The organism is Mesorhizobium sp. BR1-1-15, from assembly GCF_020165475.1.
Lineage (GTDB): Bacteria > Pseudomonadota > Alphaproteobacteria > Rhizobiales > Rhizobiaceae > Mesorhizobium.
Genome location: NZ_JAIUIF010000013.1, coordinates 88,359 through 106,871 on the forward strand (window position 1 = coordinate 88,359; position 18,513 = coordinate 106,871).

At 64.8% G+C, this 18,513-nt stretch carries 20 protein-coding genes; 15 read left to right on the plus strand and 5 right to left on the minus strand.

Annotated elements, in window-relative coordinates:
• Positions 1-37 precede the first annotated feature (37 nt).
• Entirely contained in the window at positions 38-715 is a 678-nt protein-coding gene (locus LB541_RS21165; RefSeq protein ID WP_140494227.1) for a hypothetical protein, read from the plus strand.
• 43 nt (positions 716-758) lie between these two features.
• Here LB541_RS21165 and LB541_RS21170 read toward each other — a convergent pair whose 3' ends face one another.
• A complete protein-coding gene (locus tag LB541_RS21170) occupies positions 759-1,208 on the minus strand; it encodes a nucleoside deaminase (RefSeq protein WP_140522168.1) in 450 nt (149 codons plus the stop codon).
• A gap of 182 nt (positions 1,209-1,390) precedes the next feature.
• Between LB541_RS21170 and LB541_RS21175 the strand changes: the two genes are divergently transcribed.
• From LB541_RS21175 to LB541_RS21195, 5 genes are all read left to right on the plus strand, one after another.
• Positions 1,391-3,448: a pseudouridine synthase gene (locus LB541_RS21175; protein WP_224619510.1), complete on the plus strand. Its 2,058-nt coding sequence runs from the start codon at positions 1,391-1,393 to the stop codon at positions 3,446-3,448.
• A complete protein-coding gene (rsmD, locus tag LB541_RS21180) occupies positions 3,445-3,999 on the plus strand; it encodes a 16S rRNA (guanine(966)-N(2))-methyltransferase RsmD (RefSeq protein ID WP_140624605.1) in 555 nt (184 codons plus the stop codon). Before LB541_RS21175 ends, rsmD begins: the two co-directional genes overlap by 4 nt.
• Positions 4,000-4,139: 140 nt before the next feature.
• The gene (locus LB541_RS21185) at positions 4,140-5,522 is read left to right on the plus strand and encodes a M16 family metallopeptidase (protein WP_140557097.1); all 1,383 of its coding nucleotides are present in this window, start codon (positions 4,140-4,142) and stop codon (positions 5,520-5,522) included.
• A gap of 2 nt (positions 5,523-5,524) precedes the next feature.
• The gene (locus LB541_RS21190) at positions 5,525-6,901 is read left to right on the plus strand and encodes a M16 family metallopeptidase (protein WP_181167395.1); all 1,377 of its coding nucleotides are present in this window, start codon (positions 5,525-5,527) and stop codon (positions 6,899-6,901) included.
• A complete protein-coding gene (locus LB541_RS21195; protein ID WP_140494217.1) occupies positions 6,898-7,767 on the plus strand; it encodes a patatin-like phospholipase family protein in 870 nt (289 codons plus the stop codon). The genes LB541_RS21190 and LB541_RS21195 overlap by 4 nt, the downstream gene beginning before the upstream one ends.
• Positions 7,768-7,864: 97 nt before the next feature.
• Here LB541_RS21195 and LB541_RS21200 read toward each other — a convergent pair whose 3' ends face one another.
• Positions 7,865-8,407 carry a dihydrofolate reductase family protein gene (locus tag LB541_RS21200; RefSeq protein WP_140560523.1) on the minus strand — a complete coding sequence of 181 codons (543 nt, stop codon included), beginning with the start codon at positions 8,405-8,407 and terminating at the stop codon, positions 7,865-7,867.
• Positions 8,408-8,578: 171 nt separating this feature from the next.
• Between LB541_RS21200 and LB541_RS21205 the strand changes: the two genes are divergently transcribed.
• Positions 8,579-9,478 (plus strand): HNH endonuclease, encoded by a 900-nt coding sequence (locus LB541_RS21205; RefSeq protein WP_140515558.1) that lies wholly within the window; start codon positions 8,579-8,581, stop codon positions 9,476-9,478.
• 37 nt (positions 9,479-9,515) lie between these two features.
• On the opposite strand, the gene efp is transcribed toward LB541_RS21205, so the two are convergent.
• Positions 9,516-10,085, minus strand: a complete 570-nt coding sequence (gene efp / locus LB541_RS21210) for an elongation factor P (RefSeq protein ID WP_140494213.1) — start codon at positions 10,083-10,085, stop codon at positions 9,516-9,518.
• 123 nt (positions 10,086-10,208) lie between these two features.
• Between efp and epmA the strand changes: the two genes are divergently transcribed.
• On the plus strand, positions 10,209-11,255 hold the full coding sequence (epmA, locus tag LB541_RS21215) for an EF-P lysine aminoacylase EpmA (RefSeq protein WP_140565133.1): 1,047 nt from the start codon (positions 10,209-10,211) through the stop codon (positions 11,253-11,255).
• 26 nt (positions 11,256-11,281) lie between these two features.
• Here epmA and LB541_RS21220 read toward each other — a convergent pair whose 3' ends face one another.
• Positions 11,282-11,698, minus strand: a complete 417-nt coding sequence (locus LB541_RS21220; protein ID WP_140494209.1) for a VOC family protein — start codon at positions 11,696-11,698, stop codon at positions 11,282-11,284.
• A gap of 157 nt (positions 11,699-11,855) precedes the next feature.
• On the opposite strand from LB541_RS21220, the gene LB541_RS21225 reads away from it, so the two are divergent.
• The 6 genes from LB541_RS21225 to lpxK all read left to right on the plus strand — a co-directional run bounded on the left by LB541_RS21225 (position 11,856) and on the right by lpxK (position 17,454).
• Complete coding sequence (locus LB541_RS21225; protein ID WP_224619511.1) at positions 11,856-13,199, plus strand: TldD/PmbA family protein; 1,344 nt, start codon at positions 11,856-11,858, stop codon at positions 13,197-13,199.
• Positions 13,186-13,989, plus strand: coding sequence for a 3'(2'),5'-bisphosphate nucleotidase CysQ (locus tag LB541_RS21230; RefSeq protein WP_224619514.1), 804 nt, complete (start codon positions 13,186-13,188; stop codon positions 13,987-13,989). The genes LB541_RS21225 and LB541_RS21230 overlap by 14 nt, the downstream gene beginning before the upstream one ends.
• A gap of 76 nt (positions 13,990-14,065) precedes the next feature.
• Positions 14,066-14,311 carry a DUF4170 domain-containing protein gene (locus LB541_RS21235; protein ID WP_140494203.1) on the plus strand — a complete coding sequence of 82 codons (246 nt, stop codon included), beginning with the start codon at positions 14,066-14,068 and terminating at the stop codon, positions 14,309-14,311.
• A 5-nt stretch (positions 14,312-14,316) separates the two neighbouring features.
• Entirely contained in the window at positions 14,317-15,108 is a 792-nt protein-coding gene (locus LB541_RS21240) for a lysophospholipid acyltransferase family protein (protein ID WP_224619515.1), read from the plus strand.
• Positions 15,105-16,421 (plus strand): lipid IV(A) 3-deoxy-D-manno-octulosonic acid transferase, encoded by a 1,317-nt coding sequence (gene waaA / locus LB541_RS21245; protein ID WP_140494199.1) that lies wholly within the window; start codon positions 15,105-15,107, stop codon positions 16,419-16,421. Before LB541_RS21240 ends, waaA begins: the two co-directional genes overlap by 4 nt.
• A gap of 1 nt (position 16,422) precedes the next feature.
• Positions 16,423-17,454: a tetraacyldisaccharide 4'-kinase gene (gene lpxK, locus LB541_RS21250; RefSeq protein WP_224619518.1), complete on the plus strand. Its 1,032-nt coding sequence runs from the start codon at positions 16,423-16,425 to the stop codon at positions 17,452-17,454.
• A gap of 92 nt (positions 17,455-17,546) precedes the next feature.
• Here the strand turns inward: lpxK and LB541_RS21255 are convergent, their stop codons facing one another.
• Complete coding sequence (locus LB541_RS21255) at positions 17,547-17,780, minus strand: DUF2093 domain-containing protein (RefSeq protein ID WP_140494196.1); 234 nt, start codon at positions 17,778-17,780, stop codon at positions 17,547-17,549.
• Positions 17,781-17,907: 127 nt separating this feature from the next.
• On the opposite strand from LB541_RS21255, the gene LB541_RS21260 reads away from it, so the two are divergent.
• On the plus strand, positions 17,908-18,495 hold the full coding sequence (locus LB541_RS21260; protein ID WP_224619520.1) for a hypothetical protein: 588 nt from the start codon (positions 17,908-17,910) through the stop codon (positions 18,493-18,495).
• Positions 18,496-18,513: the final 18 nt, after the last annotated feature.

Below are 18,513 nucleotides of genomic sequence, written 5' to 3' on the forward strand. Positions count from 1 at the left end.
GGCGATCGAGAGGCTGTCTAGAGTGGGACTTTTTGGCATGACCGAGAGATTTAACGCGCGCCTCGCGCTGTTGGCGCCGCTTGTCGCATCGGGGCTCGCTCTGTCCGGATGTGTCGGTTCTCCGACCTACGGCACCGACAAGACCGCCGGCGAACAATTGGCCGGCGATCTCACGGGCGCTTTTTCGTTCGCGCCGAAGCGGAAGGAACACATCGATTACAAGCCGCGTCCGACCCTGGTGAAGCCGGCGCCTGGTCAGAAGGAAGCGCTGCCGGCGCCACAGGATAGCATCGAGACCGCAAGCGCCGAATGGCCAGAATCGCCCGAGCAGCGCCGTGCCCGCCTGCGCGCCGACGCCACCGCACACCAGGATGATCCGTCCTACCAGTCGCAGATCGTCGACGACGTGCAGACGGATCCGGCCTCGGTGAAGAAGGCGATGGAAGAATCCGGCTCGAGTCACCCGCCGCGTTGGACGCCTGCCGATTCCGACAAGGGCCGCGCCGCCGATATCCAGCGCCGCCTTGCCGAAAGCAAGCAGGGCGATCCGAATACCCGCAAATATCTGAGCGAACCGCCCCTTGCCTATCGCGTCGCATCCGGCACGGCGCCGCAAAACGAACTCGGCGAAGACGAGTACAAAAAGGAACGCCGCCTGAAGAGAGAGGCGGAAGGCAAGAAGGGTGGCTGGTTCGACTGGCTGCCGTCCCTGTAAAAAGCGGGGCGCATTTGCTTTGCTGACGGGTATCGCACCCCGTTCAGTCGCGGCGTTCCCGAAAGAAATCCTTCAGCAGCAGGGCCGATTCGGCCTCCGCGATGCCCGCATAGATGTCGGGCGTGTGATGGCAGGTCGGCGAAGCGAAGAAGCGCACGCCGTTGACCACCGCGCCGCCCTTTTCGTCCGCGGCGCCAAAGTAGAGCCGGCGCAACCTGGCGAAGGAGATGGCGCCGGCGCACATGGCGCAAGGCTCCAGCGTCACATAGAGATCGTGTCCGGTGAGCCGTTCGCTCGACAGCCTTCGGCAGGCTTCGCGGATGGCCAGCATCTCGGCATGGGCCGTCGGATCGGCAAGCTCCCGGGTGCGGTTGCCGGCACTGGCCACGACCGTGCCGGCGCTGGCGATGACGGCGCCGACCGGCACTTCGCCGCGCGAGGCTGCCGCTTGCGCCTCCTCCAGCGCCAGCGCCATGAAATCGGGCCGCTTCACGCGGGTTTCCATTCCGATTATCTCCTCGCCACTCGACGGTGATCCTGTTATTGAGCGCATAACCTCGAAAATCGGGTACGGTTTTCGGAAATGATCATGCGCCAAATCAAAAATGCTACAGCGTTCGTTGCGCGCCCGAAAGGATGCGCCACGCTGTAGCAGCGCAAACGGACAAAGGCCACATGGACGACAACGACAAGAAAACTCCGCGCCAGAAGGGTCCGGGCAAAAGCGGTCCGAAACCGGCGGGCGCGCGTGGGCGCGATGCCGGCAAAGGCGGCAAGCCAGCCTTCGGCGCCAAGAAACCGTTTGCCAAGCGTGGCGACGGCGGCAAGCCCTTCGAAAAGCACGAAGGGCCGCGCAAACCCTACGCGCCGCGCGGTGAGCGGCCGATGGCCGCCGATGGCGAACGGCCCCAGAAGCGTGAGTACAAGCCGCGCGAAGGCGGCGAAGGCGGGCGCCCGGAGCGGCCCTTCAACAAGGGTCCGCGTCCGCAAGGCAAGCCTTATGAAAACCGCGAAGGCCCGCGGAAGCCCTACGCACCGCGCGGCGAGCGTCCAATGGCCGCCGATGGCGAACGGCCACAGAAGCGTGAGTACAAGCCGCGCGAGGGCGGGGAAGGCGGGCGCTCGGAGCGGCCCTTCAACAAGGGTCCGCGTCCGCAAGGCAAGCCTTATGAAAACCGCGAAGGCCCGCGCAAGCCGTATGCACCGCGCGGCGAGCGGCCAATGGCGGCTGAAGGTGCGACGGGTGAAAGACGCTTCGATCGTCCTAAGCGTGATTTTGCCGATCGGCCCAAGCCCGACTTCTCTGACCGTCCGAAGCGCGATTTCGCAGACCGTCCGAAGCGCGATTTCGCTGCCGACCGGCCGCAAGGCGGTTTCAAGTCCCGTCCGCGTCCTGCGGAGGCGCCCGAGGAAGCCGGCGAGCGGATCGCCAAGCGGCTGGCTCGCGCCGGGCTTGCCTCGCGCCGCGACGCCGAGGAGTTGATCGCGGCCGGCCGCGTCAAGGTCAACGGCCGGGTTCTGTCTTCGCCGGCTTTCAATGTGATGCCGGGCGACATCATCCATCTCGACGGCATGGAGATCCCGCCGATCGAGCGCACTCGGCTGTTCCTGTTCCACAAGCCTGCCGGTGTCGTGACCACCAACCGCGACCCCGAGGGCCGCAAGACCGTCTTCGACGTGCTGCCGGCTGAATTGCCCCGGCTGATGACCATCGGCCGGCTCGACATCAACACCGAAGGCCTGCTGCTGCTGACCAATGATGGCGGCCTGTCTCGCGTGCTCGAACTGCCGGCCACCGGCTGGCTGCGCCGTTACCGGGTGCGCGTCCATGGCAAGGTCGAGGAAAGTGCGCTTGCGGGTTTGCGCGAAGGCATTGCCGTGGACGGCGTCTTCTATGGCGCCATCGAGGCGAGCCTCGATCGCGAGCAAGGCTCGAACGCCTGGCTGACGATCGGCTTGCGCGAGGGCAAAAACCGCGAGGTCAAGAACATTCTCGGCGCGCTCGGCCTCGACGTGACGCGGCTGATCCGCATCTCCTACGGCCCGTTCCAGCTCGACGAGCTCCCCGAAGGCCATGTGCTGGAGATCAAGGGCAAGGTGTTGCGCGATCAGCTCGGCGAACGCCTGATAGAGGAATCCGGTGCCAATTTCGATGCCGAGATAACAAAGCCGTTTTCCAACTTGCCGGTGCGGCGGGTCGAGCCGCGGCGTGAGGAGGCCGAGCGGCCGAGATTTTCGCGCGAGGGTGACCACCGGCCGATCGGCGAGGGCGGCCTGATCAAGAACCGCAAGCGCCGCGAAGGCAGCCGTGACGAGGCGCTGGGCAAACTGTCGACCAGCCCCGACAGAGGCGCGAGGCCGGAAAAAAGCTTTGGCGACCGCGGCCCGAGACCCGAACGCGGTAGCTTCGGCGACAAGCCGCGCGGTGGTTTTGGCGGCAAACCGGGCGGCAAGAAATCCGAGCGCGAGCAGCGGCCGATCGAGCCGCCCGGCCAGCGCAAGGCCAATGTCTGGATGGCGCCGGGCGCGCGCCCAATCGGCAAGGGCAGGGCGGAGGCGGATGCTGCCAAAGCCGCTGAGGCCAAGGCCCGTAAGGCGTCTTTCAAGCCGGCCTATGGCAAGCCCGGCGGCAAGCCGGGCGGCCCCAAGCCGTTCGGCAAGCCGCGTGGCGAACGTCCGGGCGGCGGCGGCGAGCGGCCGCGCGGCGGTTTCAAGGGTCCAAGGGCGAAATGAGGATCGTCGGCGGCGAGTTTCGCGGGCGCCCGCTGGCGACGCCCCGCGGCAGCGCCATCCGCCCCACCACTGACCGCACCCGCGAGGCTGTTTTCAATGTGCTGGCGCATCGCTTTGCCGATCGGTTGCAGGGCGCGCGCGTGCTCGACCTGTTCGCAGGCACGGGCGCTCTCGGGCTCGAGGCGCTGTCGCGCGGCGCGTCCTATGGCGTCTTCATTGAGGAGTCGGCCGAAGGCCGCGGCCTGATCCGCGACAATGTCGAGGCCTTCGGCCTGACCGGCCGCACCAAGATATTCCGGCGCGACGCGACGGCTCTGGGCGAGGCCGGCACGCTGGCGCCGTTCGACCTCGTTTTCGCCGATCCACCTTACGGCAAGGGTCTTGGCGAACGCGCGCTGAGGTCGGCCAAGCAAGGCGGCTGGCTGCGTCCCGGCGCGCTGTGCGTGGTCGAGGAGGCAGCGGCGGCGCCTTTCGAGCCGGGACCGGGATTTTCAGTTGTCGACGAGCGCCACTATGGCGAGACGCTGATCCGGCTTGTCGAGGCCGCCTGAGTTAAGCTTCATTTGCGGGCGAAGATGGAATGCGAGCCCTCTTCCCAGGGGAGCAGGTCGTGCCATGCCAGTAATCAACAATTCACTTTCACAACATCGGCTCGCCGCCTATCGTCCGTCATGAGAAACCGGAGCCATTGATGACATTTCAGGCTGAATGGCTGCGCAAGACGCTCTTGGCCACATCGCTGGCTTTGGTCATTGCCGGACTGGCCCCGGCGACCTTCGCCGCCGACAAGCGGCCGGCCGAGTTCAAGGTAACGGATTTTCTGCTCGACAATGGCATGGAAGTGGTCGTCATTCCCGACCATCGCTCACCGATCGTCACCCATATGGTGTGGTATAAGGTGGGCAGCGCCGACGAGCCGCCAGGCAAATCCGGCATCGCCCATTTCTTCGAGCATCTGATGTTCAAGGCGACGGCCAATCACGCCGCCGGCGAGTTCGACCGCGCCGTCTCCGACATAGGCGGCTCCAACAATGCCTTCACCTCCTACGACTACACCGCCTTCCACGAGACGGTGGCGCCGTCGGCGCTCGAGCTGATGATGAGCTTCGAGGCCGACCGCATGCGCAACCTCATCCTCACCGACGATGTCATCAAGACCGAGCGCGACGTCATCCTGGAGGAGCGCCGTTCGCGCATCGACAACAGTCCCGAGGCGGTGCTCGAAGAGGAACTCGACGCCACGCTGTGGCAGAACCAGCCCTACCGAATTCCGGTCATTGGCTGGATGCAGGAGATGGAGCAGTTGAACCGCACCGACGCCATCGCCTTCTACAACAAATACTACCAGCCCAACAACGCGGTGCTGATCGTGGCCGGTGACGTCGAGCCCGACACGGTCAAGGCTCTGGCCGAGAAAACCTACGGCAAGATCGCGCGCGGGCCCGACCTGCCGCCGCGCGTCCGCCCGGTCGAGCCGGAGCAGAACACCAGGCGCACGGTGACGCTGTCCGACGCCCGCGTCAGCGTGCCGAATTTCTCCACCCAATGGGTGGTGCCGTCCTACCACACGGCCAAGCCCGGCGAAGCCGAGGCGCTCGACCTGCTGGCGGAAATACTGGGCGGCGGCAACCGCAGCCGGCTGTATCAGGCGCTGGTGGTCAGGCAAGGCATCGCTTCCAACGCCGGGGCCTATTTCCAGGGCACCATGCTGGACGACACCAACTTCACCGTCTATGGCACGCCGCGCGGCGACGCCAGGCTCGTCGATGTCGAGGCGGCCGTCGACGCGGAGGTCGTGCGCATCGCCAGGGAAGGCGTCACCGTCAAGGAGCTGGACAAGGCCAAGGACCGCTATGTCCGCTCGATGGTTTTCGCCCGCGACAAACAGGATTCGATGGCCAATATCTATGGCGCCGAGCTTGCCACCGGCGGCAATGTGCAGGACATCGAGCAATGGCCGGAGCGCATCCGCAACATCACTCCCGGCGAGATCAAGGCCGTCGCCGCGCGCTATCTGGTGCTGGCCCGGTCGACGACCGGCTATCTCTTGCCGCAGCAACAGGCGGGGAATTGATGATGAAGAGCGAGCAACACGGCTCTTTCCCGTCTCCCAAACGGGGAGAAGGGAGGGCACGCGCAGCGCTTGTCACTTTGCTCCTTTCCATCTTCTTCCTGGTCCTGCCGGCGCTTGCCGCCCGCGCCATGGACATCCAGCAGGTCACCTCGCCCAAGGGCGTCACCGCCTGGTTGGTCGAAGACTATTCGGTGCCGATGGTGGCCATCCGTTTCGTCTTTGGGGGCGGCTCGACGCAGGATCCGCCGGGCAAGGAAGGGCTGGCCAATCTGATGACCGGTCTGTTCGACGAAGGCGCAGGCCCTCTGGACAGCGACGCCTTCCAGGTGAAGCTCGACGACGCCGGCGCCGAGATGAGCTTCGAGGAGACCCGCGACGGCATCTACGGTTCCATGCGCATGTTGGCCGAGCAGCGCGACGAGGCGTTCGACCTGCTGCGGCTGGCGGTCAACGAGCCGCGTTTCGACCAGGCGCCGATCGATCGCATCGGCGCTCAGATCCTGTCCGGCATCATCGCCGGAGAGAACGACCCCGACACGATCGCGCAGGACAGATGGGCGCGCGCGCTCTATGGCGATCATCCTTATTCGCGCTCCGATCAGGGCACCAGGCAGAGCATCGCCGCCATCACGCGGGACGATCTGAAGGCGCTGCACAAGGCGGTCTTCGCGCGGAGCGGGCTGCATGTCGCGGTGGTCGGCGCCATCGACCCGGAAACGCTGAAGAAGAAACTGGACATGGTGTTCGGCGGGCTGCCGCAGAACCAGGCGCTCGCGCCGGTTGCCGACGTCGAGCCGAATCTGGCGCGGCATATCGAGGTCGACTACGACCTGCCGCAGACCTCGCTTCAGCTTGCCTGGCCTGGCGTGAAGCGCAAGGCGGCGGATTTCTTCCCTGCGGTTCTGATGAACGAGATTCTCGGCGGCGGCACCTTCACCTCGCGCCTGTTCCAGGAGGTGCGCGAGAAGCGCGGGCTGGCCTACAGCGTCAATTCCTCGCTGATCAACCAGGACCATGCCGACGCGCTGATCGTCACCACCGGCACACGATCGGACCGGGCCGCCGAAACCCTTGGCATCGTGCGGGACGTGGTCAAGCGGCTTGCCGAGGACGGCCCGACCGACGCGGAACTGGCGGCGACCAAGAAATACATGATCGGCGCCTACGCCATCAACAACCTGGATTCCTCCAGCGCCATCGCCGCGACCCTGGTCGAGCTGCAGCTCGACGACCTCGGCGTCGATTACATTCAGCGCCGCACCGGCCTCATCAACGCGGTGACACTCGACCAGGTCAAGGCCGCGGCGAAGAAGCTTTTGTCGGCCGAGCCGACCATCATGGTCGTCGGACCGCCCTTGGCCGGAGCCAATAAGGGATGAGCCTCACCTTCGGCATCGCCTTTGGCGGCGGCGGCGCGCGCGGTCTGGCGCACATCCATGTCATCGAGGCGCTGGACGAACTGGGCATCAGGCCGGTCGCAATCGCCGGCTCGTCGATCGGCGCCATCATGGGCGCCGGCATGGCCTCCGGCATGACCGGCAAGGACATCCACGATTATGCCCGCTCGATCCTCGGCCGTCGCGCCGAGGTGGCGAGCCGCATGTGGCGGGCGCGGCCCGGCACCATCGCCGAGGCCATGCAGGCCGGCATCCGCGTCAGCCAGTTCAATGTCGAACGCATCCTCAAGGCATTCCTGCCCGAAGCCATTCCCGAAACCTTCGCCGAGCTGAAAATCCCGCTGAAGGTGACGGCGACGGACTATTTCGGCCACAAGCTGGCCGTGTTCGCCGAAGGCGACCTGCATTCGGCGCTCGCGGCGTCAGCGGCCATTCCTGCCGTGTTCCGCCCGGTGATGCGCGACGGCCGGCTGCTGATCGATGGCGGCATCTACAACCCCGTGCCCTTCGACCTTATCGAGGATGATGCCGACATCATCATCGGCGTCGACGTGGTCGGCGCGCCGGAAGAGGCCGACCACAGGCGGCCGACCTCCGTCGACCTGATGTTCGGCGCCACTCAATTGATGATGCAGTCGATCATCGCCAACAAGCTGAAGCAGTGCCAGCCCGACATCCTGATCCGCCCGGCGGTGTCCAAATACCGCGTGCTCGACTTCCTCAAGATCGAGGTCCTGATGACCGAGACGGCGGATATCAAGGACCAGCTGAAGCGCGAGGTGGAGAGGGTTGTGGAGGCTAGGGAAAGTGCTGCTGTCGAGCAAAGACGGGGAAAGCAGACCGGGTGACGCGAGGTCCACACGTTGCCTCACGTCACCGCTATAGTTTTGATCCCGAAAGCCAGGCGCCCTCCAGTCCTCTCTGGAAGAAGGGCACTCTAACCGATTACGATTTCGCCAGCACCGGCGCATACTCCAGCGCCACCACCCCATTGCTGAATGGCTTGGCGGAAATCAACTCAAACGACACCGGATCGCCGGCCGGAAACAGCTTTTTGCCTTGGCCAACGGTGCCGGGGTAGCTCAGCAGCCTGACGCGGTCGACCAGACCATGGCGCAACAGTTCCTGCGCGACGCTGAGGCTGCCATGCACAAAGATGTTGCCGCCGCTACCTAGCTTCAGTGTCCTGACCGCCTCCGGCAGCGGCCCCCTGAGCAGCTCGGCCGGTTTCCAGTCGAGCACCTTCAAACTGCTGGACGCGACGTATTTCGGCAGCGCGTTGAACCGGTCGGCGAAGTCTCCGGTTTCGCTCGGCCACGAGCCGGCGAAAATCTCGTAGGTTGTGCGTCCCAAAAGCATGGCGCCGCTGTCAGCCAGCTCGTCCTCCTTGAACCTGTTCATCTCGTCGTTCCAGGTCACGCCAGGCAGTTTCTCGACTTCGGCGATGCCATCGACGCTGATGAATTCGGTGACGATAAGCTTTCTCATTGGCGTTCTCCTTCTTCACCCAAAGGACGAACTGCGCGAGCCATTTGCGACAGCTCTGTAAAAATCCGGGGAAGTTTATCGGAGAGGGGAGTTTCTCAAGGTAGAGTAAGCTCCCAAGATCGAGTTTTGGTGCTACATCTCCACGGATATCCCCCAAGCTGCAGGAAGATAATGGGATTCGGGGTCTTCATTCACCGGTCAGATTCGATCTACGATGACAGTCCCGCCGAGCGATATCAGTTTCCTAGCCAGTATCTGCGTCGTGTGGAAGCATGCGTCGGTGACTGGATCATCTACTACGAACCTAGCAAAGTAGACGATACCCGTGGCTATTTCGCCGTAGCCAAGGTCCAGCAGGTTCTCCCAGATCCAGTAGCGCCTGGTATGTATCTGGCTCTGATTGAGCCGGGAACCTACCTCGATTTGGCCACTCCTGTTCCCTTCAATGGGACGGATGGTCTCGTTGAGCGCGGCCTGCTTAACGACCAAGGAAGGATTTCTGGTCGCGCCCAATCGGCCGTCCGACCAATCAGTCCAAGCGACTTCAATCGCATTATCGATCTGGGCTTTGACGACCATGAGCCGTTGCTGCCACGTGTGGATCAGATCGGCATTTCATCCGGGTTTCAGGACGAAAAGGCTCCATTCCAGTTCGAGGAGGGCCGTAGTCGTGTAAGCTATATCGGATCGCGAATTGTGCGGGATCGCATTTTTCGTCGCGTTGTCTTGCGCGCCTATGACGAGCGTTGCGCGATCTCAGGTCTCAAGTTGATAAATGGCGGCGGCCGGGCGGAAGTTTCTGCCGCCCACATTCGACCGGTTGAAAAGAACGGACCCGACATCGTCAACAATGGCATCGCGCTATCCGGCACAGCGCATTGGATGTTCGATCGCGGATTGATCAGCCTGTCCGATGATCTGGAAATACTGGTATCAAGGCAGGTTAACGACCTGGAGAGTGTGCAGGGATTCATAAACAGGAGCCGCCGCGCGCTTCCACCCCGTCGGCAGGTCGAGCGCCCACATCCTCGCTTCCTGCAATGGCATCGCGAACACTGTTTCAAACAGTGAGGCGGCGCTGGCTTCCGGGTAGACGTAAGAGTTCGCCTCAGTCCTTCGCGCGCTCCACATAGGACCCATCGGCCGTCATCACCACCACGCGGGTGCCTGGCGCGATATGCGGCGGCACGGCGGTGCGCACGCCGTTGGAGAGCAGGGCGGGCTTGTAGGAAGAGGACGCCGTCTGGCCCTTGGTCGTGGGCTCGGTCTCGACCACTTCGAAGGTGGCCCGCTGCGGCAGCACCAGGGAGATGGCGATGCCGTTGAACTGCGAGACCTGAACCGGCATGCCTTCCTGCAAATAGGGGGCGGCATCGCCGACGACGGCTTCCGACACCGCCACCTGGTCGTAGGTCTCGGGGTTCATGAAGTGATAGCCTTCGCCGTCGGCGTAGAGGAAGGTGTGCTCGCGCTCCTCAACATAGGCGCGCTCCACCTGTTCGGTGGTGCGGTAGCGTTCCGAAACCTTCACCCCGTCGCCGATGCGGCGCATGTCGAGCTGCGTCACGGGCGTGCCCTTGCCTGGGTGGATGTTTTCGGCAAAGAGGATCACATAAAGCTTGCCGTCCTTGTCGACGACATTGCCTTTGCGGAGCGAACTGGCGATGACTTTCACCACGGTTTTTTATCCTGCGAGAGTTGACGGGTCTTTGCCGGCTTGTGCGGCTTTGGATGGGGGCCTAGCGCATCTCGGCGCGAACCGCCAGCCCCCAACGCAAACCAGCGCGCCTTCAAACCGCCCATGACCGCCGCTTCGCCCTGGTGGACGCCGCATGTGCATGCCGATCGCCGTTCGCGCCTGATGCTGCGCAACGGCCTTGCCGCCGCCTTGCGCGACTGGTTCGCCCGTCGCGATTTCATCGAGGTGCAGGCATCGGCCCTGCAGATATCGCCCGGCAACGAGGCGCATCTGGCGGCCTTCGCAACCGAGGCGGTCGCGCCGGACGGGCAGCGCAAGCCGCTCTATCTGCACACGTCGCCGGAATTCGCCTGCAAGAAGCTGCTCGCTGCCGGCGAGACCAGGATCTTCAGCTTCGGCCCGGTCTATCGCAACCGCGAGCGTGGCCCTTTGCACCATCCCGAATTCACCATGCTCGAATGGTACAGGGTCGGCGAAGCCTATGAGAGCCTGATGCGGGATTGCGCGGATCTGCTGGCGCTGGCCGCGACAAGGGCAGGGGCCACGCGCTTCAGCTTTCGCGGCCGCGACTGCGATCCTTTCGCGGAGCCGGAGCGGCTGACGGTGGCGGACGCCTTCGCGCGCCATGCCGGGATCGATCTGCTTGCGACGGTCAGCGCCGACGGCATCACCGACCGCGATTCGCTCCATCAGGCCCTGACCGGTGCCGGCCTGCGTACCGCGCCCGACGACGGCTGGGCCGACCTGTTCAGCCGGGTGATGGTGGAGAAGATCGAGCCCAATCTCGGTATCGGCCGCGCGACCATCCTTTGCGAGTACCCGGTCGCCGAGGCGGCTCTGGCGCGACCGAGCCCACGCGACCCCCGCGTCGCCGAGCGCTTCGAGCTCTATTGCTGCGGCGTCGAACTTGCCAACGGCTTCGGCGAGTTGACGGACGCCGAGGAGCAGCGCCGGCGCTTCATCATGGAAATGGACGAGAAAGAGCGCGTCTATGGCGAGCGCTATCCGCTGGACGAGGATTTTCTCGCGGCACTCGCGGTCATGCCACAGGCCAGCGGCATCGCGCTCGGCTTCGACAGGCTGGCGATGCTGGCCACGGGCGCGCAAAAAATCGAGGATGTGATCTGGACGCCTGTTGCCGGGTCCTGAGTCCGCGCGCCACGGCTTGCACCATGTCAATGCGCGAAAATCTGCTCCAGCGAACGAAAGCCCTTGAATTCCAGCGCGTTGCCCGAGGGATCGCGGATGAACAGCGTCGCCTGTTCGCCGGGCTCTCCCTTGAAGCGGATCATCGGCCGCTCCAGCCAGTCTATGTCGGCGCGTGCTTCCAGCCGCGCGGCAAGCCGCTGCCAGTCATCCATCAAAAGCACGGCGCCGAAATGCGGGATCGGCACCGCCATGCCGTCGACCTTGCCGTCGCTGGCAGCCGGCGCGGCCGGTGGCCGCAGATGCGCCGACATCTGGTGGCCGAACAGGTCGAAATCGACCCAGGTCTCCGAAGAGCGGCCGATGGCGCAACCCAGCACCTCGCCATAGAAAGCGCGTGTTTCATCGAGATCACGGACCGGGAAGGCAAGATGGAAAGGCGTCATTGGAAATGCTCCGTGCTGGCGATGCGGTGCCGCGCTTCGCGATGGGCGGCTGAACCGATGCATTTTGATTGAAGCTTGTGCCATTGCACAAGCCGGACCGGAACAATAGATGGGGGACGGCGGCTCTCGGGCCAGCCGCAACAGCAGGATCACGCGCATGAGCGATATATCGGACGCATCAAGATTGACCGACCGCGTCGCGGCCCTGGTCGAGGCTGCCAAAAAAGCTGGCGCCGATGCCGCGGATGCCGTCGCGGTGCGTGGCCGCTCGACCGGTGTGTCGGTGCGGCTGGGCAAGATCGAAAACACCGAGGCCTCGGAAGGCGACGACGTTTCGCTGCGTGTCTTTGTCGGCCAGCGGGTGGCAAGTGTTTCCGCGACTGCCGCGTCCGACCCGAAGGCGCTTGCCGAACGTGCCGTCGCCATGGCCAGGGTCTCTCCCGAAGATCCCAACCAGGGCCTCGCGGATCCGGCGCTGCTGGCCAGGCTGACGCGCGATCTCGACCTGTTCGATGCAACAGAAGTATCGGCCGACCAGTTGAAGGAAGCGGCACTGGCCGCGGAAGCGGCGGCCCTGGCCGTCAACGGCGTGACCAATTCGGCGGGCAGCAATGCCAGCGCCGGGCTCGGAGGGCTGGTATTGGCCACCTCGCACGGCTTCCTCGGCCATTATGTCGCCTCGCGCTTCTCGCGCTCCACGAGCGTCATCGCCGGCGAGGGTACCGGCATGGAGCGCGATTATGAATTCTCCTCGCGCCAGCATTTTGCCGACCTGGATGCGCCGGAAGACATAGGCCGCAAGGCCGGGGAACGCGCCGTGCGCCGGCTCGGCGCGCGCAAGGCCGCGACCGGACCGGTCGACGTGGTGTTCGATCCGCGCGTGGCGCGCGGCATTGCCGGCCATCTCGCGGGCGCCATCAACGGCGCTGCCGTCGCGCGCAAGACGTCGTTCCTGCGCGACATGATGGGCAAAAAGGTGGCTGCATCGGCCATTACCGTCACCGACGAGCCGCTGAGGCGGCGCGGCCAGGCCTCGCGTCCGTTCGACGGCGAAGGCGTCGAAGGCGACAAGCTTTTGATGATCGAGAACGGTGTGCTCAACCACTGGTTCCTGTCGACCTCGGCGGCGCGGGAACTGGGTCTCGTCACCAATGGACGCGGTTCGCGCAGCGGCTCGTCCGTCTCGCCGTCTTCGACCAATCTTGCCATCGAGCCGGGCGAGCGCTCGCCGGAAGAACTGATCGCCTCGCTCAAGACGGGCTTCTACGTCACCGAGGTGTTCGGGCAAGGTGTCGACATGGTGACCGGCGAATACAGCCGCGGCGCTTCCGGGTTCTGGATCGACAACGGCCAGCTTGCCTACCCCGTCGCCGAAGTCACGATCGCCTCCAACCTGAAGACGATGTTCCTCAACATGGTGCCGGCAAGCGATCTCGATCGCAATTTCGGCACCGCCGCCCCCACGTTGCTGATCGAAGGCATGACCCTTGCCGGAGCATGATCTGACCACGACTGGCGCCACGGAGGATCTGCCGCTGCTGCGCGACGCTGCCCGCGAGGCCGGCGTCATCGCCATGCGTTACTTCGGGAACAGCCCGCAGGTCTGGATGAAGGGCGGGACCTCGCCGGTCAGCGAGGCCGATCACGCCGCCGATGCGTATTTGCGCCAGACCCTGCTTGCGGCGCGGCCGGATTACGGCTGGCTGTCCGAGGAGACGGTCGACGATCCAGTGCGGCTTTCGGCGCGCCGAACCTTTGTCGTCGATCCGATCGACGGCACGCGCGGCTTCCTGGAAGGCCAGCGCACCTGGTGTGTCAGCGTCGCCGTCGTGGAGCATGGCCGTTCGCTTGCCGGCGTGCTCGAGTGTCCGGCGCTTAACGAGACTTACTGGGCGCTGCCTGGCCAGGGCGCCTTCCGCAACGGTAGCCGCATCGCGGTGCGCCAGCCCGGCGACAAGGCCGAAATTTCCGGATTGAAGCAGTTGCTCGACAGGATACCGGCCGGCTGGCAGGAACGGCTGAAGCGGGCGCCCTACAGCCCTTCGCTTGCCTATCGCCTGGCAATGATCGCCAACGGCACGCTCGATGCCACTTTCGTAAAGCCGAACGCGCACGACTGGGATATCGCCGCCGCCGACCTTATCCTGCGCGAGGCGGGCGGCCAGTTGCTCGACCAGCATGGCCGCGCGCCGCTCTATGCCGGCGAGGTGACCCGCCACGGCGCGCTCGCCGCCGGCAGCGGTGAACTGCTGGCGGTGCTCGTGGGCGTCATTGCCGGACTGGATGATTGAAAGCATTATCGAAGGTTCCAAAGTCGGCGGCTTTGGTCTAGACCTGTCACAAACTCACAATATGTGAAGGACCGAAATGGCCGCGGAAGACGGAAAGAAACAGCTTTTGCACCTGGTGTTCGGCGGCGAACTGAAGAAGCTTGGCGGCACCGAATTCCGCGATCTTGACGCGCTCGACATCGTCGGCATCTATCCCGACTATCAATCCGCCCATACGGCATGGAAAGCCAAGGCGCAGGCCAGCGTGGACAATGCCCATATGCGTTATTTCGTCGTGCACCTGCATCGGCTCCTGGACCCCGACCACAAGGCTGTCGGTTGACTTCGATGGATAATGATCTGGCGAAAGCGCCGCCCGGCCAGGCTACGCCGACGGGCAGGGGCCGCAGCCGCGCCACCAAGGCCTTCTGGCGCAGGATCCGCAAGCCGCTGGCGCAGTCGCGATTCGTCAAGAACATCATCGTCGGCCTGCTGGCGCAGTTCGTTCGGCTGGTGCGCCTGACCAACCGCGTCGTCGACGGCTCGGCGAAATTGACCGGCGGTGCCTATGCCCAGTTCGAGCCCGGCATCATTGCGCTCTGGCACGGCCAGCATCTGTTGACGCCGGCCTACTACCCCAACGGCAGGCCGCTCGTCGCCATGGTGTCGCGCAGTGCCGATGCCGAACTCAACGCCCTGATGATCGAGAGATTCGGCATCGAGGCCGTACGTGGCTCCGGCGGGCGCGATAATGCCAAACATCTCGACAAGGGCGGCGCCAAGGCACTGATCGCCCTGAAAAAGTCGCTCGTCGCCGGCAAGAACGTCGCCATGATCGCTGACATCCCCCATGGCACGCCGCGCGATGCGGGGCTTGGCATCGTGCTCCTGGCGCGGCTCTCCGGCCGGCCGATCCTGCCGGCGGCCATTGCCACCAGCCGCCGCAAGGTGCTGGAGAAGAGCTGGGACAAGACGACCATCAACCTGCCGTTCGGCCGCTCGTCCATCATCATCGGTACACCGGTTTTCGTGCCGGCCAATGCCGATGACGCCGAGATGGAGCGCAAGCGCCTCGAAGTGACGGCCTCGCTCAATGCCGCGACCGCCGAGGCCTACCGTCTCGTGGATGCCCCGCGATGAGCGGTCGCTGGGCGCGTACCATGCTGACGGCATATCGTTTGGCGGGCGCTGTCGCCTATCCGCTGGTCGGACCCTATGTTGCCTGGCGCACCTCGCGCGGCAAGGAAGACCGCAACCGCCGCCGCGAACGCTACGGCGTCGCCGGCCGGCCTCGCCCCGATGGGCCTGTTATCTGGATCCACGCCGCGAGCGTCGGCGAAACCATAGCTGTCGTTCCCCTGGTCGAGAGCATACTCGACTACGGGGTCAACATCGTGCTGACGACCGGCACGGTAACGTCGGCCAAGGTCGCCGACGAGAGATTGGGCGACCGCATCATCCACCAGTATGTGCCGCTCGACCTCAAGCCGGCGGTCAGCCGTTTCCTCGACCATTGGAAGCCGGATCTGGCGATCATTGCCGAATCGGAGATCTGGCCGATGACGATTCTCGAGCTTGGCGCCCGCCACGTGCCGCAGGTTCTGGTCAATGGCAGGCTGTCCGACCGCTCCTTCACGTCCTGGAAGAAGCGCCCCAACATCGCCGAGGCGCTGTTCGAGAACCTTGCCCATGTCGTTGCCCAGTCCGATGTCGACGGCGAGCGTTTCCGCGCGCTCGGCGCCCGGCCGGTAACCGTTTCCGGCAATCTCAAGGTCGACACCAACCCGCCGCCCGTCGACGAACGGGCGCTGGCCACCTTGCAGCGGCAGATTGGCGGCCGTCCGACCTGGGCGGCGATCTCGACCCATGACGGCGAGGAAGTGGTTGCCGCCGAGGTTCATGCGATGCTGCACAAGCGTCACCACGGCCTGCTGACGATCGTCGTCCCGCGCCATCCCGACCGCGCCGGGGCCTTGGCCGAGCAGATTTCCGGCATGGGCCTCAAGGTAGCGCGGCGCAGCAAGGCCGACAGGATCGGGCCCGATGTCGACATCCTGCTCGGCGATACTATCGGCGAGATGGGACTCTATCTCAGGATGACCGAGATCGCCTTTGTCGGCCGTTCGCTCACCTCCGAAGGCGGCCAGAACCCGCTCGAGCCAGCCATGCTCGAGACGGCGGTCCTTGCCGGACGCAACGTGCAGAATTTCCGCGAGGCCTACCAGCGCCTGCTCGACAGCGGCGGCGCCAAGCTGGTGCGCGACCGCGACATGCTGGCCGGTGCGGTCAACTTCCTGCTCACCAACGAAGTCGCGCGCCATGAGATGATGGCGGCCGGCGCCGCGACCGTCGATGAGATGCGCGGCGCGCTGGCGCGCACGCTGAAGTCGCTTGAGCCCTATATCCAGCCGCTGGTCGTCAAGGCGCGCCTGAAGGGCGCGAACGGGCGCTAAAATGGCCTCCGAAGCACCGCCATTCTGGTGGGAGGAGCCGGACTGGCGCGTTTTCGCGCTGTCGCCGCTGTCGGCAGTCTATGCATTTGTCGCCGGACGTGGCATGCGGCGGGCCAGGCGCGAGAAGATCGAAGCGCCGGTTCTGTGCATCGGCAATTTCACCGTCGGCGGAACGGGCAAGACGCCGGTGGCGATCGCCATGGCCGAACACGCCAGGCGCATGCGGCTCAAACCCGGTTTCCTCTCGCGCGGCCATGGCGGCTCCTTCGCCGAGCCGCATGTCGTCGACATCAAACACGACAGCGCCAGGCATGTCGGTGACGAGCCACTGCTGCTGGCCGAACACGCGCCCGTGGCAGTGACGCCGCACCGCGCCGCCGGAGCACGGCTGCTCATGGAAAACCATGGCTGCGATTTCCTGATCATGGATGACGGTTTCCAGAGCGCGCGCATCCATATCGACTATGCGCTGGTCGTCGTCGATGCGCGGTACGGCATTGGCAACGGCCGTGTCATCCCGGGCGGGCCGCTCAGGGCCAGGGTCGTCGATCAGCTGGTCTTCACCAGCGGGTTGCTGAAGATGGGTGACGGCACCGCCGCCGACGCGGTGGTGCGCCAGGCGGCGCGCGCCGGCCGGCCGATCTTCGAGGCTCACACCGAGCCGAGCGGCAAGGAACGCCTCGCCGGCAAACGCTATCTTGCCTTCGCCGGCATCGGCCACCCCGAGAAATTCTTCGACACGGTAGAGGAGGCCGGCGGCGAGGTGGCTTTGAAGCGGCCGTTTCCGGATCATCATTTCTACGCCGAGGATGAGCTTGCCGAACTGGCGGCCACCGCGCGCGCCGAAGGGCTCGGCCTCATCACCACGGCCAAGGATGCCGCCCGGCTGCGCCACGGCGCTTCGAAGGACTTTCTCGATCGTCTCGACGTGCTGGAAATCGACGCGGTCTTCGAGCTCGACCACGTTCCCGAACGTATCATCGAGGAGACGCTCGATGCCTGGCGCCAGCGTAAACTTAAGCTTAAGGGCTAAGGCGTTCAGCCTTCGATGGAATCGCCGACCCGCTCTGCTTCTTGGTTTTTACGCAACGGCGGATAGAAACCGCTGCGCATTCCGGGATTTGCTCAGCTTCGCTTGCGCAATTCCGGATGCGCCTCGATCTCGCGGCGCAATGAGGCCGCGGCGTTGATGTAGGGCTCCTGCCTCTCGACGCTCCAGTACTTCAGCTCGTCGAGCGGAATGCTTTCGCCGGTCACGGCGCAGCGCACGAACGCGCCGGGGCTCGTCACCTGGAAGTCGCCGTCGAGATAGCGGATACGGGCTTCCTTGCCGCCGGGGCCTTCGAAACGGTTCATCATGCTTTGGTGCCGAGCTTCATGCCGAGTTCATCGCCACAAATTGCCGGCAAGGTCAAGCATGGGACAAGCTCGAGGCAATGCTGATATCCTATTTGATGAGCCGAAGAGTACCATTGGTGGGGACATCATGGACATTTCTTCCGCTCGGCCGGCTTCCTTGCTCAAGGAGGCGATGACGCCGCAGGCGGTGCCGTCGGCGAAACCCGATGCGCTCAAGGCAGCGCTGGTCAAGATGGCCTTGCGACCGCCGCTGCCGGCCTTGCGCCCGCAACCGGCCTTGGAAGCGTTGGCGGCCCTGCCGCCCGCGTCGGTCGAGACGTCGCAGCAATTGGCCGCACCGCAGATCGTGCGGGCCTATCAGGCGGCGATGGAGCCGGACATGGACACCGCCGGAAAGACCGTTTCCGAGATTGCGGCGCGCAAGCAGACGTCGCCAGGCGACGAGGCTCAGCGCAGCGTGCCAGTGGCGGTCACAAGATCCGAAGACGGTGGGGCTGCACGGCCCGCGCCGCTCTCGTGGCCGGCGTTCGTCTCGCCGCGGGTATCCGTCGTGCAAAAGGCGTCAGCCGACAATGTGGTGCCGGGGCGCATGACCGGCCAGCCAAAGGGAGCCGCACCGGGGAATCGCGAACAAGGCGCGGTCGGCATCGGCCCCATCGCAACGGGCCTGCCGGTTGCCGCGCTCATTGCATTTGTCTGGTTGGCCATTCGCTAAAGCAAGTGTGTACGGTTT

Bases quoted from the DNA above. Each gene is read 5' to 3' on its own strand.
- LB541_RS21225 (WP_224619511.1), top strand. From the start codon at position 11,856: ATGAGCGATATATCGGACGCATCAAGATTGACCGACCGCGTCGCGGCC.
- LB541_RS21200 (WP_140560523.1), bottom strand. From the start codon at position 8,407: ATGAGAAAGCTTATCGTCACCGAATTCATCAGCGTCGATGGCATCGCC.
- LB541_RS21220 (WP_140494209.1), bottom strand. From the start codon at position 11,698: ATGACGCCTTTCCATCTTGCCTTCCCGGTCCGTGATCTCGATGAAACA.
- LB541_RS21205 (WP_140515558.1), top strand. From the start codon at position 8,579: ATGGGATTCGGGGTCTTCATTCACCGGTCAGATTCGATCTACGATGAC.
- LB541_RS21175 (WP_224619510.1), top strand. From the start codon at position 1,391: ATGGACGACAACGACAAGAAAACTCCGCGCCAGAAGGGTCCGGGCAAA.
- waaA (WP_140494199.1), top strand. From the start codon at position 15,105: ATGAGCGGTCGCTGGGCGCGTACCATGCTGACGGCATATCGTTTGGCG.
- rsmD (WP_140624605.1), top strand. From the start codon at position 3,445: ATGAGGATCGTCGGCGGCGAGTTTCGCGGGCGCCCGCTGGCGACGCCC.
- epmA (WP_140565133.1), top strand. From the start codon at position 10,209: ATGACCGCCGCTTCGCCCTGGTGGACGCCGCATGTGCATGCCGATCGC.
- LB541_RS21260 (WP_224619520.1), top strand. From the start codon at position 17,908: ATGGACATTTCTTCCGCTCGGCCGGCTTCCTTGCTCAAGGAGGCGATG.
- LB541_RS21235 (WP_140494203.1), top strand. From the start codon at position 14,066: ATGGCCGCGGAAGACGGAAAGAAACAGCTTTTGCACCTGGTGTTCGGC.
- LB541_RS21240 (WP_224619515.1), top strand. From the start codon at position 14,317: ATGGATAATGATCTGGCGAAAGCGCCGCCCGGCCAGGCTACGCCGACG.
- lpxK (WP_224619518.1), top strand. From the start codon at position 16,423: ATGGCCTCCGAAGCACCGCCATTCTGGTGGGAGGAGCCGGACTGGCGC.
- LB541_RS21165 (WP_140494227.1), top strand. From the start codon at position 38: ATGACCGAGAGATTTAACGCGCGCCTCGCGCTGTTGGCGCCGCTTGTC.
- LB541_RS21185 (WP_140557097.1), top strand. From the start codon at position 4,140: ATGACATTTCAGGCTGAATGGCTGCGCAAGACGCTCTTGGCCACATCG.
- LB541_RS21195 (WP_140494217.1), top strand. From the start codon at position 6,898: ATGAGCCTCACCTTCGGCATCGCCTTTGGCGGCGGCGGCGCGCGCGGT.
- LB541_RS21190 (WP_181167395.1), top strand. From the start codon at position 5,525: ATGAAGAGCGAGCAACACGGCTCTTTCCCGTCTCCCAAACGGGGAGAA.
- LB541_RS21255 (WP_140494196.1), bottom strand. From the start codon at position 17,780: ATGATGAACCGTTTCGAAGGCCCCGGCGGCAAGGAAGCCCGTATCCGC.